Consider the following 16809-nt stretch of genomic DNA (forward strand, 5'->3'; position numbering starts at 1 on the left):
GCCCGGGCGGTTCCCCGACGGAAGGTGAGCGCAGGTGGCGACAGCCCCGCACCCGGAGACCGAGCTCTACACGGAGTCCCACTGGTCCCCGGAGGGCCACGGCCGGATAACAGCGATGTGCCAGGAGGCTTTCGCAGGCGTCCCCGCCCTCAGGGCGGTGTCCCACTACAGCAACGGAATCATCGACTTCGTGGTCCGCCGCGGCGACTGCCCGCCGCTGAGCAGCCTGGTCACCGTGGGCGGCGAGGACATCGCCAACGAGGCGCTGCCCGGCAGCCGGCTGCTGCTGTGCACCCAGGACCTGGGCGCGCTCATGCGGCCGCTGGGCACGGGGCAGCTGATGCGCGTCGTGGTGGCCAACGCACACGGCGGCCTGTGGGGCGGCCGCGTCAAGACGGGGGAGTACCTGTCCGCGCACACCGACACGGACGGCGGGATGCCCGCCGTCGACGCGGCCATGAACGCCCTCGTCTCCGCCATCCGCACCCAGGTGCACCATCTGCCCGACGAGCTGCCCGGCGGCCTCACGGACACCATGGAACCCCTGCCGGAGGACAAGGGGCGGCTGCGGATCGACTTCGGGACGGCGGCGGCCGAGCACGACGGTCCCTCCGAGATGCGACTGCGGGCCCTGTGGGGCGCCCACGTCAACACCCTGGACCTGCAGTACGCCGCCTACTACCGGGACTGGAAGCTCGTCTGCGCGGGCGACGTCTTCGAGAGTCCCGAACTCGGCCCGCGCTTCCTGGAGACCAGCGTGCGCTCCCGCCGCACCTCCTACCGCGACCTCGCCCGGAGCCTGCGCGGTCATCTCGCCCGGCTGACCGACGCGTTGCGGCTGGTGGTGCCGCCGCCCGCCGACCGCCTGGTCCTGGACGTCCAGGAGGGCGCCGTGCACGTGATCTGGCTGTCGCCGCGGGACTACGTCCTCGGGGTGACGCTGGACCAGCGGCAGGTCGCCCACGCCGAGAGCCGGCTGCACCGCCTGGCGGAGGCCGTGGGCGGCGTCATGCGGACCGCACGGCACTGACCAGGGCGCCCCACACCTCGTCGGCGAGTGCCTCCACCGCCCGCGCGACGGTCGGCCGGTGCACCGGGCCCGCCCCGCCGAGGGCCTGCACGGGCAGCACCTCCACCGCCGTCTCGTACTCCCGGCAGACCTCGCGCAGCCGCGCCCACTGATCCTCGGTCGGCACACCGGCCGAGACCGCGCGCAACCAGGCGTCGGCCCCCGTACGGAACGTCTCCGTCAACTGCCGCACCAGCGCGGCGCAGCCCAGCGCCGCCAGATCGGACGGCCCCGCCCGCAGGGCCGGACCACCGGCCGCGGACCCGCCGGACGGGAGCCCGGCCAGTCGCTCCACGGACGCGTCCAGCAGCGCGAACACCTCCTCGAACCGCCCCTCGACGGGCTCCGGCAGCGCCGAACGCGCCGGACCGGGCGCCACCGCGACCAGATCACGGCGGGCCAGATCGCTCACCGTCCGCCGCAGCTGCCCCAGTTGGGCACCGTGCTCACCGAGGGCGCTGCGCAACTCGGTGGTCAGCTCGGCGAGATCGGCCTCCTGGCGCAGCTGGGTGAGACGGGCGCGCAGCCGGTCCAGGGCCTGGTTCACGGCCTGCGTGAAGTCGCCCGGACGGTACGCCAGGGGCTGTGAGCCCAGCGACCGCGCCAGCCGGTCCCGCATGGTCCGAGACACCAGGCCGTTCACCACGAGCAGCACCTCGGCCTGCGCCGGGTGCAGGGCGCCGCGCAGCGCCCGGACGCGGGCGGTGATGCGTTCCTCGTCGTCGGCGACCAGCACCGACGGGGTGACGACGATCGCGATGTAGGCGTTCGGGACCGGCTCCAGCCAGTACGCCACCGCCAACGGCCCGTCGGCGTCGGAGCCCCGCGCCGGGACCGGGTCGTGCGACGCGATGCGCCACTGGCCCTCGGCCAGCGCGTCGTGGATCGTGGACACCACCTGGTCCTCGGACACGTTGTCGTGCAGCTCCCGAACGGCCCGCAGCACGGTCGCGGCACTCACCTCCCGGACCGCGCCGCCGCCGTCCTCGCTCAACTGCCAGGCGTGGTGGCAGGTCTTGAGGATCTGCCGGGGCACCCCGCCGGTGAGCTCCTGGAGGATCCCGACCGACTCGGACCCGAACGGCGCGGGCCACCGCTCGACCGCCTCCGACCCCTCGGCCACCTCCGGCCGGGCACCCGAACCGACGTACTCGGCGACCAGCCGCGCGGTGAGTTCCGCGCCGAACCGGGTCGGCCACAGCTGCACCACCCGCTCGTGCAGGCTCGGCCGGAACGCGTTCAGCCCGCGCGGCGAGGTGCAGAACACCAGCAGACCGCCCCGGCTCACATACACGTTGACCAGCCGCTCGAAGGCGTCCACGAATGTGCGCCGGGAATCCTCCGGCCAGTCCAGGACCTTCTCCAGCGAGTCGATCAGCAGGACGTACGGTTTGCCGACCCGGCCGTGCAGGAAGCCCTGGACGGCCAGCGCGTCGAAGACCGGGTCGATGCCCGAGACCGCGTCCTTGATGCCGCGTTCCCGCAACTGCTGCGCCGGCTCGTCGCCGCTCAGCCACGCCCACACCATCGATGTGAACCGGGGGTCCTGGAGCAGGGCGAGCGCGGTGGCGAAACGCCGGTGCTCCGTCACCTCGCCAAGGGTGACGCGCAGATCGGCGTGCATCACCTCGGGGTCGTAACGCAGGGCGGACACCACCTTGTCCGGGTCGAGGACCCGGTCGCGCAGCCCCGTGGCGATGTCGTCGAGGGCGATGTCACCCAGCGGGATGTCGTCCGGCCGGCCGGGACGCGGATCGGAGCTCTGCTCACCGACCCGCACCGCCGTCACGTAGGCGTAGTAGTCCCGGACGAGTTCCTCGAACGCGGCACGCCCCTCCGGGCTGTCCGCGGGGCCCCGCAGCCGGTCGCGGTACATCCGGCCGAAGTCCTGCGCAGGTTCGTCGACGATCCACAGGGCCGGGCCGTCCGGGCGGGCCAGCGCGTTGCACACCTCGCGGGCCGCATGGGACTTGCCCAGGCCGAACTCTCCCACCACGGCGATCGCCCGGCCGCGTCGCCCGCCCCGGGGCCGGTCCCGGAGGTAGTCGCGCACCAGGCCCTGGAGCTCGCCCAGGATCTGGGTCGGGACATGGGCGTTGCCCGAGTCCGCGGCCTCCACCGGGGCCTCGCCGAGGTCCGCCGACGGGCCGAGCCGCACGACCGGCACCAGGGGAAAGGGGTTGCTGTACCAGGTGTCTGCACTGCTTGCGGCCACGATGGCACTCCTTGCGGGTCCTGTGAGGGCGCGGTCGGGGGTGGGCGTCAGCCGCCGGAGCGGGGCGGGATGGGAGCACGGAGCAGGGCGTCGCGGCCGGCTCGCCGCCGCTCCCAGTGGGGTCTGAGCGCGTCGGCGTCGATCTGCCAGGGGTGCGGCGCGCTGCGCAGCGCGTCCGCCGCCGAGTGGAACACCGTCCGCAGTTCGCGTACGTCGGACGGCCGCCATTCGGAGTGTGCCGCCATCAGGGAGCTCCTGTCCGGCTTGACCAGGCCGTTCGTGCCGTCGTCCGGTGCCCGCGTGCGGCCGTCGTCCGACGCCCGGGCGCTGTGGCTGAACCGCCAGATGTCCTCGGAGTTGAGTTCGCGCAGCGCGAGATGGGTGACCGCCGCGGAGTCGCTCAGCGTGGCGGCCACTTCCCTCGCCGTCTCCGCCGCACCGTGGCTCACTTCGACGAACAGTACGATCCGGGTGTGCGCATTGCTCAGGCAGGTGCTCAGAAACCTCGCCCGGAGATCGGCGTCGTTCCAGCGTATGTGCGGAATCACCGCGAGGAGCAGTGCATTGTGCTGCACCAGCAGTTCGCTCATGTCGCTGTAGGCCTGGAACGGATCCTCTTCCGCGACGATCGACTGCACACGGGATTCGGGGAAGTCGTGCAGTCGCAGACTCTTCGCGATCTCCCGGCGTATGCGGGCGTTGATCAGACTGGTCGGAGCGAACGCCCCGTCCGGGTCGACGCTGATGCGGCGACCGTCGTTCGCCAGGCCCGCGGTGGGCACGCAGACGGGGAGCGGGTCGCCCGACCAGGCCGCCGCCTCTGTCACCCGCTGCCGCACCTCGTGGATGCACCGGTGGATGAGACTGGTCTTGCCCATGCCGGGAGGTCCGCTGACGATCACCACGCGGCCGTGCCCCGAGCTCCCGTCGAGGAGTTCGCCGAGAGGGGGCCAGCTGGTGCTGAAGCGGTCCAGCTCCTCGCGCGAGTGATCCACGTCCACCCACTGCTGCAGGTGGTCCGGCTGCTTCCACGGCACGAGGGGATGGTCGGCGCTGAGCACCGCACGGGCCTTGCCCCCGTGAACGCCGTGGTCCGCGCCGTTCGCTCCGTACGGTTTGCGCACTCCGTAGGGGTTGGCCCAGTCGGAGCCGGTCATGCGTGCGGTCCTGCGGCGCCGGTGGGACGGTTGCCGCGTGCTCCGGGCAGCCACCACAGGGGCGCCGGGCGTCGCAGATCCGCCACCTCGCGGGTCTGCAGGTCCAGGGTCGTGCGCACGGCGTCCGCCTCGCTCTTTCTCTGGCGCGGCAGCAGGGGTTGCCCGTCCCTGCTGCCCGGCAGTCTGTTCGTCAGGGGAAGGGAGTCGGCCAGCCGGCGGGCCGCCTCGCGGCGCGGGGCAGGGCCGGGCACCTGGGCGAGGAGGCCGGAGAGCGCCTCCCGGGCCCGTAACGCCTCGGCGTGGTCCGTCTCGGGATCCTGTTCGTACGCCGTGAGATACAGCCATGCGATCCTCCGGAATTCCTGCACGGCCACCGCCAGTTGCCGGTCGCGGTTGCGCCGCTCGGCCGAGATCCGTTCCGTCATCTGTCCGACCAGCGTCAGGGCCGCGCCGGCCACCAGCAGGTACACCCCGTCGAGGAAACCGCCCAGGCCGCCGGAGCCGCCCTGGTCCGCGGACGCCCCCGGCGGATCGCCCGCCGCGGCCAGGACCGCGTCACAGACCCGCTCGAAGTCCCCCCGGTGCTTGTCGGCCCAGTCGTCGAGCGACATCACGCCGCCCTCGGGGCCGGGCACCCGGACGGCGTCCGTACCGCCGGCCGGTCCCGAGGGGCGCCGCACCACATCCAGTTGCAGCGCGGCGTCCCGGAGTTCGTCCCGGTGCTCGTCGGCCAGGCAGTACACCAGGCGGACATCGCTCCTGCCGGTGTCGGCGACGGCCTGCCCGGCGGTGGCGGACAGGAGCAGCAGGGTGCCGAGCAGGACGGACTTCACGTGCGGAGCGGCCTTCCGGCGCGGGGCGGGGGAGAGGTGCCGGGCGCCGTGGCGGGTGCGGCCGAGGAGAGGGCGCAGGGCGCCGTAGCGATTCGGGAAGCGGTGAAGGTCTAGGAAGCCGTCGCGGCTTCGGAAGCCGCGGACGCGTCCGCGGCGGCGGGGACGTCCCCCGCCGCTCACTCCCCGCTCGTCCATCCGGCCTCCCCGTTCCCCTGGCCGCGACCCGTTCGGGACGCCGCACACCCTTCGGCTATGCGGAGGACCGCAGTCCGTCGGCCGTGGCCGGTGCCCCGCCCGGCGTGCCGTCGCCGGGCGCCGGATGCCGGGGGAGACGCTTCTGCCCGGCCTCGGGTTGCCGGCCCTTTCCGGCCCGATGGTGCGACCAGCAGCCGAACGCGATCTGCGCGCCGTAGTGCAGCAGATTCACCGTCACCACGGCCGGGGCGACGATGCCGACCGTCTTGGGGAAGTCGCGTTCCAGGGTGAGGGCGAGCAGCACCGCCGTGAGCCCGTTCTGCTGGCCGATTCCGAGCAGGATGCGGTCCCTTCCGGACAGGCCGCGGACGAAGAGCGGCATCAGCAGCACGGCCACCACCGCCTGTGCGAGGAACGCCGAACCCCCCAGCAGCAGACCGGGCTTGACCGACACCCCTTGGGCGACGAACAGGCCCAGCAGGGCGGTGGCGAGCAGGAAGGCACTGGTCACCGCCCGCGCGAGAGGGCGGGCGAACGCCGGCGCCCGCAGAAACAGTCCGGCCACCGCCACGGCCAGCATGAGCATGTTCGCCGCGGCGAGCACCAGCATGACCACGACCAGGAGGACGGCGAGCACGGTCGCCGGGCGCCGGGGGTGCGCGAGCCGCTGCCGGGCCTCCCGGGCCGGCCACACCCTGCCGCCCGCCCGCCACGCCAGCAGGGCACCGCCCAGCAACAGCGCGTTGAGCGCCAGCCCGAGGGCGTACCCTTGGGCCCCGCCGCCCACCACGGAGGGGGCGCCCGTGTGCCCGGCGGCCGTGTAGGCGTACCCGGCGACGTACAGCGTCAGCAGCACCGTCATCGGGTCGTCGAAGGAGGCCCACGCCGTGAGCAGGGAGCGGGCACGCTGCGACGTGTGCCCATCCTTGCTGAGCGCGGTCACCGACAGCGGGTCGATCTGCGCGACGACGATGCCGAGGACCAGGTACTCCGGGCGGTCGAAGGCCCAGACCATGACGCCCGAGATCATCGCCGCCTTGAGAACGACCCCCAGCGTCACGGCCGCCACCACGCCCCGCAGGTCACGACGCAGATCCGCGAGGTCGATGCCGTACGTGCTGCCGTACAGCCCCACGGCCAGCAGCAGCCCGGTGGCGACGACGTACCCGGTGGTGCCGACGAGGCGCGTCGGGTCCGCCGCCAGGCCGATCGACGTCCCCAGCATCAGCGCGCCCAGCGCTCCGAGCAGAACGGCCGGAACCGCCGGCAGCATCCGCCGCCGGCCACGGTCGCGTCGGGACCTCTCCACCTGCTCCCCCCATCCCCCGGTGTCACGCCGAGAGCGTAGTCGGGCCGTTGGCACCTCGTGCGCTTATCGATACGGACGTGCAACCGCGAGAGCAATCAAGCGTAGATGCGAGCACTCGGACGGCGTAACACCATTTGCGGCCGTTCCTCTGCACGATGCCCGGTGGCGACCGCCGCTGAACGCTCTTCACCCCTGGGGTGGATCCACGGCACCCGGCCGGTGCGCCCCGCGTCCGCCCCGCCGCCCTCGCCGGGACCCGGCACGGCGTCACTTCCCCGGAGCACGCGCCCCCCGCCCCGGCCGGACATCGGCGTGAACGAGCGGACGGCGGCGCACGCGCTGGTGGGCCGAACCCGGAGCGCACGAGCCGGTGGCCCCGGCATCCACGAGCCCGTGGCCCGCGCCCGCGAGCCGGTGGCCCCGGCACATGACGTGGTCGAGGACGTCCTCCACCCCCATGGGAGACGGCGCATCGGAGCGGCGGGGACGTGGTGGTGACGGAGTGGCTGCGGGCCTGAAGGTGTCGGTGCGGGCGATGTCAGCGTGATGCGGCGTCGACCAGCCGGGCCAGCGCCCCGCCGAGCCGTTCCAGCCCGGGTCCGGCGGGGCCGCCCGGCTCCGTCATGTAGGTGTCGCGGCGGATCTCCACCATGAGCGCGCTCACCTCGGGGCGTTTCCCGTAGAACTCCAGCGGGACGTAGGTCCCGCCGAACGGGGTGTCGAGCCGCGTCTCCCCGAACGCCTCCCGTGCCGCGTCCAGCAGCGCGGGGGGTGTGTGGAAGGAGTCGGTGCCGAGGCAGACCGGCGGGCGCGGTCCCTGCCCGTGCAGTTCGTAAGGCAGCCTCCGGCTCGGGTAGGAGTGCACGTCGATGATCACGGCGCGCCCGGTGGACTCCAGCCGTCCCGTCACGGCCTCGGCCATCGCCCGCGCGTACGGCTCGAAGTACCGCTCGACGAGCGGCCCGGCATCGACGCCCTCGGGCCGCAGCGCGTCGCCGTGCGTGGTCCGCGTGTAGACCGCCCCCATCCCGACAGCGAGCATCTCCTCCCGCTCGTCCGGAAACCGCTCCGGATCGACGACCAGCCGCGACAGCCGATTGACGAACCGCCACGGGGTGACGCCCGCCAGGCCGGCCGCCACCTCGGCGATCCGGTCCGTGTGCGCGTCCGTGATGAGGTCCAGCTCGTGTGCCGTCTCCTCGTCGCCGAGCACGATCCCCGCCCGCACGGCGTCCGGTATCTCCCGCGCGGAGTGCGGCACATGGAGGATCACGGGTGACCGCCCGTCGCCCGGCAGCAGCTCGAAGGAGTCCGGGGCGGCGTTCACGAGGCGGCTCCAGGGGCGTTGGTCCAGTGGTGTCCGAGGAGACCAAGGTGCCACACGGGGCCGGGGCGAGGGCCGCGTATGACTCCGCCCCGGCCGGACGTCGTGCCGGACGGGGCGGAGGGGGTGGGCCGTCGCGCCCGGGGCGTCAGCTCAGGGACGCCAGGGCCTCGTTCCACGTGGTGGACGGGCGCATGGCCTCCGCGGCCTTCGCCGGGTCGGGCTGGTAGTAGCCGCCGATGTCGACCGGCTTGCCCTGGGCGCCGACCAGCTCGTCGACGATCTTCTGCTCGTTCGCGGCGAGCGTCTCGGCGAGCGGGGAGAAGGCCTTCGCCAGGTCCGCGTCGTCGGTCTGCCGGGCCAGCTCCTGCGCCCAGTACAGGGACAGGTAGAAGTGGCTGCCGCGGTTGTCGATGCCGCCGACGCGACGGGTCGGGGACTTGTCCTCCTCGAGGAACGTCGCCGTGGCGCGGTCCAGCGTGTCGGCCAGGACCTGGGCGCGGGCGTTGCCCGCCACCTTCGCCAGCTGCTCGAAGGACGGAACCAGGGCGAAGAACTCACCCAGGGAGTCCCAGCGCAGGTAGTTCTCCTTGACCAGCTGCTGCACGTGCTTCGGCGCCGAACCGCCCGCACCCGTCTCGAACAGGCCGCCGCCCGCCATCAGCGGGACGACCGACAGCATCTTGGCGCTGGTGCCCAGCTCCAGGATCGGGAACAGGTCGGTCAGGTAGTCGCGCAGGACGTTGCCGGTGACCGAGATCGTGTTCTCGCCGCGGCGGATGCGCTCCACCGACAGCTTCGTCGCCTCGACCGGGTTGAGGATCCGGATGTCCAGGCCCTCGGTGTCGTGCTCGGCGAGGTAGGTGTTGACCTTCGCGATCAGGTTGGCGTCGTGCGCGCGGGTCTCGTCCAGCCAGAACACCGCCGGGTCGCCGGTGGCACGGGCGCGGGTGACGGCCAGCTTCACCCAGTCCTTGATCGGCGCGTCCTTGGTCTGGCAGGCGCGGAAGATGTCACCGGCCGAGACGGCCTGCTCGATGAGCGCGGTGCCGTTCGCGTCGACCAGGCGGACCGTGCCCGTGGTGGCGATCTCGAACGTCTTGTCGTGGCTGCCGTACTCCTCGGCCTTCTGCGCCATGAGGCCGACGTTCGGCACCGTGCCCATGGTGGACGGGTCGAAGGCGCCGTTGGCCCGGCAGTCCTCGATCACGGCCTGGTAGACGCCCGCGTAGGAGGAGTCCGGGATGACCGCGAGGGCGTCGTGCTCCTGCCCGTCCGGGCCCCACATGTGGCCGGAGGTGCGGATCATGGCCGGCATCGAGGCGTCGATGATGACGTCCGACGGCACGTGCAGGTTGGTGATCCCCTTGTCGGAGTCGACCATCGCCAGCTCCGGGCCCTCGGCGAGCTCGGCGTCGAAGGAGGCCTTGATCTCGGCGCCCTCCGGCAGGGCGTCCAGGCCCTTCCAGATGCCGCCCAGGCCGTCGTTCGGGGTGAGGCCGGCCGCGGCGAGCTTGTCGCCGAACTGCGCGAACGTCTTCGGGAAGAAGGCGCGCACCACGTGGCCGAAGACGATCGGGTCGGAGACCTTCATCATCGTGGCCTTCAGGTGCACCGAGAACAGCACGCCCTCGGCCTTGGCCCTGGCGACCTGCGCGGTCAGGAACTCGCGCAGTGCGGCGACGCGCATCACGGAGGCGTCGACGACCTCACCGGCGAGGACGGGTACGGACTCGCGCAGCACCGTGGTGGTGCCGTCGTCGCCGACGAGTTCGATGCGCAGCGCGCCGTCCTCGGCGATCACGACGGACTTCTCGGTGGAGCGGAAGTCGTTCTGGCCCATGGTCGCCACGTTGGTCTTGGACTCGGGGGTCCAGGCACCCATGCGGTGCGGGTGGGACTTGGCGTAGTTCTTGACCGAGGCGGGGGCGCGCCGGTCGGAGTTGCCCTCACGCAGGACCGGGTTCACGGCGGAGCCCTTGACCTTGTCGTAGCGGGCGCGGATCTCGCGGTCCTCGTCGGTCTTCGGGTCGTCCGGGTAGTCCGGCAGCGCGTAGCCCTGGCCCTGCAGCTCGGCGACGGCGGCCTTGAGCTGGGGGATGGACGCCGAGATGTTCGGCAGCTTGATGATGTTGGCGGCGGGCGTCTTGGCCAGCTCGCCGAGCTCCGCGAGGGCGTCCGGGATGCGCTGGTCCTCGGTGAGGTACTCCGGGAACACGGCGATGATGCGCCCGGCCAGCGAGATGTCGCGGGTCTCCACAGCGACACCCGCCTGCGAGGCGTACGCCCGGACCACCGGCAGGAAGGAATACGTCGCCAGTGCGGGGGCCTCGTCAGTGTGCGTATAGATGATGGTCGAGTCAGTCACCGGGTGCTCCGCTCCACGTCTGCAACATTGCTCGACATCAAGATATCTCGTGAGCGACCTCGTCTCGACAGGGGTCCGCGACCAGTTTGGTGCAACCGATCGCTCCGTTCCCATGTCCTGGAGAGAGATCACTCACTCCAAGCCACGGCCGGATCTGACCACCCGGCCGCCCGAGCGAAGGCTGACCATGAGATATCGCACCAGAGTGACGGCCCCCGCGGCCGCCCTGATCGGCACGGCGGCGGCACTGACCACGGGGGTCCCGGCCCAGGCGGCCCCCGGCACCGGAGCCACCCCGGGCGCCGAGACCCTCGGTGACCCCGTCTACCCCGCCCTCGGCAACGACGGATACCGCGTCTCGGCCTACCACCTCGACTTCGCCTACGACGCCACGACCAAGCTCGTCGAGGCCACCGCGACCCTGACCATCCGCACCACCCAGGCCCTGAGCCGCTTCTCGCTGGACGCGCGCGGCCTGGACATACGCTCCGTCCGCGTCGACGGCCGCACGGCCGCCTCCGAGCAGGTGGCCGGGAAACTGCGGATCACCCCCGCCCGTCCGCTCGCGGCGAAGTCCCGGGCCACGGTGTGCGTGGCCTACGGCGCCGACCCGCGCCGGACCCCGCCGCCCGCCGGGGGCTGGGTGGCCACCCCGGACGGATTCGCGGTGTGCGGCCAGCCGGACGTGGCGCACACCGTCTTCCCCTGCAACGACCACCCCTCCGACAAGGCCGACTTCACCTTCCGGCTCACCGTGCCGGCCGGGCTGCGGGGCGTCGCCAGCGGCCGGCTGGTGCGCACCGAGCAGCTGTCCGGCGACCGGACCGCGTACACCTACCGCTCCCGCTCGCCGATCGCCACCGAGGTGGTGCAGATCACCGTCGGCGACTATGTGATCAAGGACCGGCAGGGCCCGCACGGCCTGCCGCTGCGCGACGTCGTCCCCGTCGCCCGGGCCGCGGCCCTGGAACCGGCCCTGGCGCTCACACCGGCCCTGGTGGCGTGGGTCGAGCAGCGGCTCGGAGCGTACCCCTTCGAGACGTACGGCCTGCTGCCCTGCAACAACGACGCCTCGGACGCCTTCGACTTCACCGGCCTGGAGACCCAGACCCTCACGCTCTACAAGCCGAACTACCTCCTCCAGGAGGAGAGCAAGATCGGCTCGCACATGATGCACGAGCTGGTCCACTCCTACTTCGGCAACAGTGTCAGCCCCGCCACCTGGGCCGACCTGTGGCTGAACGAGGGCCACGCCGACTTCTACGGCCTGCTGTACCGCTACGAGCGCGGCTGGGCCGATTCGCTTGGCATGACCACGCTAGAAGCGCGCATGAAGTACACCTACGCCCTGGGCGACCAGTGGCGCCGCGACTCCGGGCCGGTGGCGGCGCCCAACGCGGCCACTCTGTTCGACGCCCAGCGCTACGTGGGCGGCGTGCTCGTGCTGTACGCGCTGCGGCAGCAGGTCGGGGAGGAGGCCTTCACGGCCCTGGAGCGCACGTTCCTGGAGCGCTACCGCGATTCCACCGCCTCCACCGAGGACTACATCGCCGTCGCCTCGGAGGTCTCCGGGCAGGACCTCGGCGGCTTCCTGCGGGACTGGCTCTACGGCACGAAGACGCCCCGGATGCCCGGGCACCCGGACTGGACCGTGACGCCGGTGAAGGCGTCCCTCTCGGCGCCGCGCGACCGGAGGGACAGCCGCCACCACGAGAACTCCGCGACGCTGTAACGAGCCGCCGCGTCCCGGCCGAGCCCGCGCGTCCCGGCCGAGCCCGCGCGTCCGGGCCGGACACGCGCGTGCGGGCCGAGGCGCGCTCCTCAGGCGGCGGCGCGCCTCAGTCGAGCCGGGCGGAGCTCAGTCCGCCCGGCTCGATCTCGCCGGTCCGCTGCTGCGGGATGACGACCCCGCCCTGCTGGAGCGCCACCGTGCGCGCCGGGGCGGGGATGCGGATGCCCTCCGCGCGGTAGCGCTTGTGCAGGCGCTTGATGAACTCGTGCTTGATCCGGTACTGGTCGCTGAACTCGCCGACGCCGAGGATGACGGTGAAGCCGATGCGGGAGTCGCCGAAGGTGTGGAACCGGATGATCGGCTCGTGGTCCGCCACGGCGCCCTCGACCTCGGCCATCGTCTCGGCGATGACCTCGTTGGTCACCCGCTCCACGTGCTCCAGATCGCTGTCGTAGGCCACCCCGACCTGGACCAGGACGGTCAGCTGCTCCTCCGGGCGCATGAAGTTGGTCATGTTCGCCTTGGCGAGCTGGCCGTTGGGGATCACGACGAGGTTGTTGGACAGGTTGCGGATCGTCGTCTGCCGCCAGTTGATGTCCTCGACGTAGCCCTCCTCACCGCTGCTGAGACGGATGTAGTCACCGGGCTGGACGGTCTTGGAGGCGAGGATGTGGATGCCCGCGAAGAGGTTGGCGAGGGTGTCCTGCAGCGCCAGCGCGACCGCCAGGCCGCCGACACCGAGGGCGGTGAGCAGCGGGGCTATGGAGATGCCCAGGGTCTGGAGCACCACCAGGAAGCCGATCGCCAGGACCAGGATCCGGGTGATGTTGACGAAGATCGTGGCCGATCCGGCGACCCCGGAGCGGGACTGGGTGACGCTGCGCACCAGCCCGGTCACCACCCGGGCCACCGACACCGTCGCGACGAAGATCAGCAGTACGGTGAGCACCTGGTTGGTGGTGTGCTGCACCGTCCGGGTCAGCGGCAGCACCGCCGCCGCGCCCGCCACACCGCCCACGACGGCGGCCCAGGGCACCACGGCGCGCAGCGCGTGCACGATGACGTCGTCCCCGCTCCAGCGGGTGCGGTCGGCGTGTCTGCCCAGCCAGCGCAGCAGGACGCGCAGCGCGAACGCCGCCAGCAGGCCCGAGCCGAGGGCGATGCCGGCGAACAGCAGGTCGTCCACGGTGAGCGCCCGGTTCATCGGTCACCCCCGGGGCGGGGAACCGCCGTGAAGCCCGCCACCGGCGGTCGGATGTGAAGTCTCGTCACGTCGTCACCTGCTCGTTTTTCCGGAGTGTCCGAAGGTGCCCGACCACCCTGACCAGCAGTCGGCACGATCGTTCATCCTGCCGCATTCCGTACGGGGGTCCGTACCGCAGACGGGGGTGAGCGAAGGGTGAGCTACTGCACATGACATCTCGTCACGTACGGTTCCGTCCCGGTCAGATGACCTTCAGCCGCACCAGCGCCGCCAGCGTGAGCGCACCCGGCACCAGCGGCAGCCAGACGGTGATGACCCGGAAGGCCAGGACCACGGCGGTGGCCACCGCGGCCGGGCCGCCCGCCGCGACCAGTGCCACGACCAGCGCCGCCTCCACCGAGCCGATCCCGCCCGGCGTGGGCACCAGCGCGACGGCCACCGTGGCCGCCAGGTAGGCCACCGCCATGTGCGCGGCCGGGACGTCCAGCCCCAACGCCCGTCCCACCAGCACCAGGACCGACGCCTGCAGCGCCGGGAAGGCGAAGGACCCGCCCCAGAGCGCGAGCGCCCGGGCGGGCCGGGTGTGCACCGAGCGCGCCTCGCCGAGCGCCGTCCGCAGGAAGGACACCAGGGCCGAGCGCAGCCGCCGTACGAGGACGAGCACGGTCGCGGCGATCACCAGCACCACCCCGACGCCGGCCAGCAGCGGGCCGAACGCCGTCTCCGGTACCAGCGTGCCGAGCCGCAGCGCGTCGGGGAACGCGACGAGCAGGGCCCCCAGCAGCAGGATCCGGCCGGTGCTCTCGGCGAGCAGGTACAGGCCGAGGGCGGCGGAGGAGCGGGCGAGTGGCAGTCCGCACACCGTCATGAACCGCAGGTTGACCGCGCTCGCGCCCAGCCCGGTCGGCAGCAGGTGGTTGGCCGCGCCGGCCGCGAACTGCGTGGCCAGCAGCCGTCGTCGGGGCAGCCGTTCGACGACCGCGCCCTGCCGGGTGCAGGAGGCCGCGACCCAGGTCAGGCAGGTCGCGCCGACGGCGGCCAGCAGCCAGGGCCACTCGGCGGTGCCCAGGTGTGCGAAACCGTCCGAAAGCACCGACCGGTGCCGCACCGCGACCACGGTGACGAGCAGGAGCGGGAGCAGGCACAGGATCTGCCGCAGACGGCGGACCGGGACGCGGCGGGGGAGTCGTCCGGGTCGGAGTTCGGGGAGTTGTACCGCTGTCACGTCTGTAGAGGCTGTCCAGGCCGTGCCAACTGCGGGTTGCGGGAGCGGGGACTGGGGATTGCGCGTGGGGAGCGGCTGGGTGGGGAGCGTCATAGGGGCCTTTGCGTGAAGGGACGGGGAAGAGGGGGATCGGGCTGATTGTGCGGGATGTCGTGGCGATGTGCGAGCTCCTTGACCTCAAGATTGCTTGAGGTTCTACGGTCGCTCCCATGAGTATGGAGACGACAGCCTGGACACAACTGCACAGCGTCATGAACGCCGAACGGGAGCGCCGGCCCTTCGCCTTGGCCACCCTGCGCCGTATCGGCGCGTTCGCCCGCCCGCACCGGCGCCGTATCGCCCTTTTTGTTCTGCTGGGCGTGGGCACCGCCCTGCTCGCCGTGGCGACGCCGGTCCTGGCCGGGTGGGTCGTGGACACGATCGTGTCCCACGGGGACGAGCGCAGGGTCGTACGCCTGGCCCTGCTCATCGCGCTGATCGCGGTGGCGGAGGCGGCCCTGGGCATTCTCGGCCGGAGACTGTCCGCGACGCTCGGGGAGCACCTCATCCTCGATCTGCGGACCGCCGTCTTCGACCATGTGCAGCGCATGCCGGTCGCGTTCTTCACACGCACACGTACGGGCGCCCTCGTCTCCCGGCTCAACAACGACGTCATCGGCGCCCAGCGCGCGTTCAGCAACACCCTGTCCGGAGTGGTCAGCAACCTCGTCACGCTGCTGCTCACCCTCGCGGTGATGCTCACGCTGTCCTGGCAGATCACCCTGCTGGCGCTCGTGCTGCTGCCGGTGTTCGTGGTCCCGGCCCGGCGCATGGGCAGCCGCATGGCCCGGATGCAGCGGGAGGCGGCGACGCTGAACGCCGCGATGGGAACCCGCATGACCGAGCGGTTCTCCGCCCCCGGCGCCACCCTGGTCAAGCTCTTCGGACGTCCCGAGGAGGAGTCGCGGGAATTCGCCGAACGAGCCCGCCGCGTGGCCGACATCGGGATCCGGACCGCGACCGCCCAGGCGGCCTTCATCACCGCGCTCACCCTGGTCTCGGCACTCGCCCTGGCCCTGGTCTACGGCCTCGGCGGCTGGTTCGCCCTGCGCGGCGCCCTGGAACCCGGCGCCGTCGTGTCGCTGGCGCTGCTCCTGACCCGGCTGTACGCACCGCTGACGGCACTCGCGGGGGCGCGCGTCGAGGTGATGAGCGCCCTGGTCAGCTTCGAGCGGGTCTTCGAGGTGCTCGACCTGAGGCCCCTCATCGAGGAGAAGCCGGACGCGCGCCCGGTGCCCGACGGGCCCGTGTCGGTCGAGTTCGAGCAGGTCCGCTTCGGCTACCCGGCCGCCGACAAGGTCTCCCTGGCCTCCCTGGAGGAGGTCGCGTCCCTGGACGGCCGAGGCGGCGACGAGGTGCTGCACGGCCTGTCCTTCCGCGCCGAACCCGGTCAGACCGTGGCGCTCGTGGGCTCCTCGGGGGCGGGCAAGTCGACCATCGCGCAGCTGATGCCGCGCCTGTACGACACCGACGAGGGGGCCGTGCGCATCGGCGGCGTCGACGTCCGCGACCTCACGGCGCACTCGCTGCGGCAGACCCTGGGCATGGTCACCCAGGACGGCCACCTCTTCCACGACACCGTCCGCGCCAACCTGCTGCTCGCCCGGCCCGAGGCCACCGAGAGCGACCTGTGGGACGCCCTGCGCCGGGCCCGTCTCGACGACCTCGTACGGTCCCTGCCCGACGGGCTCGACACCGTGGTCGGCGAGCGCGGCTACCGCCTGTCCGGCGGTGAACGCCAGCGCATGACCATCGCCCGGCTGCTGCTGGCCCGCCAGCGCGTCGTCATCCTCGACGAGGCCACGGCCCACCTCGACAACACCTCCGAGGCCGCCGTCCAGGAAGCCCTCGCCGAAGCACTCGAAGGCCGCACGGCCATCGTGATCGCCCACCGTCTCTCCACCGTCCGGGCGGCTGACCAGATCCTGGTCGTCGAGGCCGGCCGGATCGTGGAACGGGGCACCCACGAGGAACTCCTGGCGGCGGGGCAGCGGTACGCGGAGCTGTACCGCACCCAGTTCGGCGGACCGGCCGACGAGGCGCGCGGGGAGACGGTGGAGGAGGCCGCCTAGCGCGTGAACACCCGTCAGGACCTGTGCGTACTCCTCTTCGAGCCCTCCTGAGGACAGCGAGTGCTCC

The 16809-nt window shown here is 72.3% G+C and carries 11 protein-coding genes; 3 read left to right on the forward strand and 8 right to left on the reverse strand.

Annotation, left to right across the window (positions count from 1 at the left end; all coding sequences use genetic code 11):
• Positions 1-157 precede the first annotated feature (157 nt).
• Positions 158-1030, forward strand: a complete 873-nt coding sequence (locus AB0B29_RS13345) for a hypothetical protein (protein ID WP_362238054.1) — start codon at positions 158-160, stop codon at positions 1028-1030.
• On the opposite strand, the gene AB0B29_RS13350 is transcribed toward AB0B29_RS13345, so the two are convergent.
• From AB0B29_RS13350 to AB0B29_RS13375, 6 genes are all read right to left on the reverse strand, one after another.
• Positions 1008-3284, reverse strand: a complete 2277-nt coding sequence (locus tag AB0B29_RS13350) for a hypothetical protein (protein WP_362238057.1) — start codon at positions 3282-3284, stop codon at positions 1008-1010. The two genes, AB0B29_RS13345 and AB0B29_RS13350, sit on opposite strands and share 23 nt — an antisense overlap.
• A 47-nt stretch (positions 3285-3331) precedes the next feature.
• On the reverse strand, positions 3332-4441 hold the full coding sequence (locus AB0B29_RS13355) for a hypothetical protein (RefSeq protein ID WP_362238060.1): 1110 nt from the start codon (positions 4439-4441) through the stop codon (positions 3332-3334).
• Positions 4438-5469: a hypothetical protein gene (locus AB0B29_RS13360; protein WP_362238063.1), complete on the reverse strand. Its 1032-nt coding sequence runs from the start codon at positions 5467-5469 to the stop codon at positions 4438-4440. The genes AB0B29_RS13355 and AB0B29_RS13360 overlap by 4 nt, the downstream gene beginning before the upstream one ends.
• A gap of 55 nt (positions 5470-5524) precedes the next feature.
• The gene (locus tag AB0B29_RS13365; protein ID WP_362238065.1) at positions 5525-6778 is read right to left on the reverse strand and encodes a cation:proton antiporter; all 1254 of its coding nucleotides are present in this window, start codon (positions 6776-6778) and stop codon (positions 5525-5527) included.
• Between the two features lie 538 nt (positions 6779-7316).
• Complete coding sequence (locus AB0B29_RS13370; RefSeq protein WP_362238068.1) at positions 7317-8105, reverse strand: N-formylglutamate amidohydrolase; 789 nt, start codon at positions 8103-8105, stop codon at positions 7317-7319.
• A 145-nt stretch (positions 8106-8250) separates the two neighbouring features.
• On the reverse strand, positions 8251-10470 hold the full coding sequence (locus tag AB0B29_RS13375; protein ID WP_362238071.1) for an NADP-dependent isocitrate dehydrogenase: 2220 nt from the start codon (positions 10468-10470) through the stop codon (positions 8251-8253).
• Positions 10471-10657: 187 nt separating this feature from the next.
• On the opposite strand from AB0B29_RS13375, the gene AB0B29_RS13380 reads away from it, so the two are divergent.
• Complete coding sequence (locus tag AB0B29_RS13380; RefSeq protein WP_362238073.1) at positions 10658-12202, forward strand: M1 family metallopeptidase; 1545 nt, start codon at positions 10658-10660, stop codon at positions 12200-12202.
• 106 nt (positions 12203-12308) lie between these two features.
• Here AB0B29_RS13380 and AB0B29_RS13385 read toward each other — a convergent pair whose 3' ends face one another.
• Both AB0B29_RS13385 and AB0B29_RS13390 read right to left on the reverse strand, forming a co-directional pair.
• Positions 12309-13406: a mechanosensitive ion channel family protein gene (locus AB0B29_RS13385; RefSeq protein ID WP_362238076.1), complete on the reverse strand. Its 1098-nt coding sequence runs from the start codon at positions 13404-13406 to the stop codon at positions 12309-12311.
• A 241-nt stretch (positions 13407-13647) separates the two neighbouring features.
• Positions 13648-14631 (reverse strand): lysylphosphatidylglycerol synthase transmembrane domain-containing protein, encoded by a 984-nt coding sequence (locus AB0B29_RS13390; protein ID WP_436845838.1) that lies wholly within the window; start codon positions 14629-14631, stop codon positions 13648-13650.
• 215 nt (positions 14632-14846) lie between these two features.
• Here AB0B29_RS13390 and AB0B29_RS13395 point away from each other — a divergent pair, with 215 nt between their 5' ends.
• Positions 14847-16742 (forward strand): ABC transporter ATP-binding protein, encoded by a 1896-nt coding sequence (locus AB0B29_RS13395; protein WP_362238701.1) that lies wholly within the window; start codon positions 14847-14849, stop codon positions 16740-16742.
• The last annotated feature ends 67 nt before the right edge of the window (positions 16743-16809 follow it).

The organism is Streptomyces tibetensis (assembly GCF_040647715.1).
Lineage (GTDB): Bacteria > Actinomycetota > Actinomycetes > Streptomycetales > Streptomycetaceae > Streptomyces > Streptomyces tibetensis_A.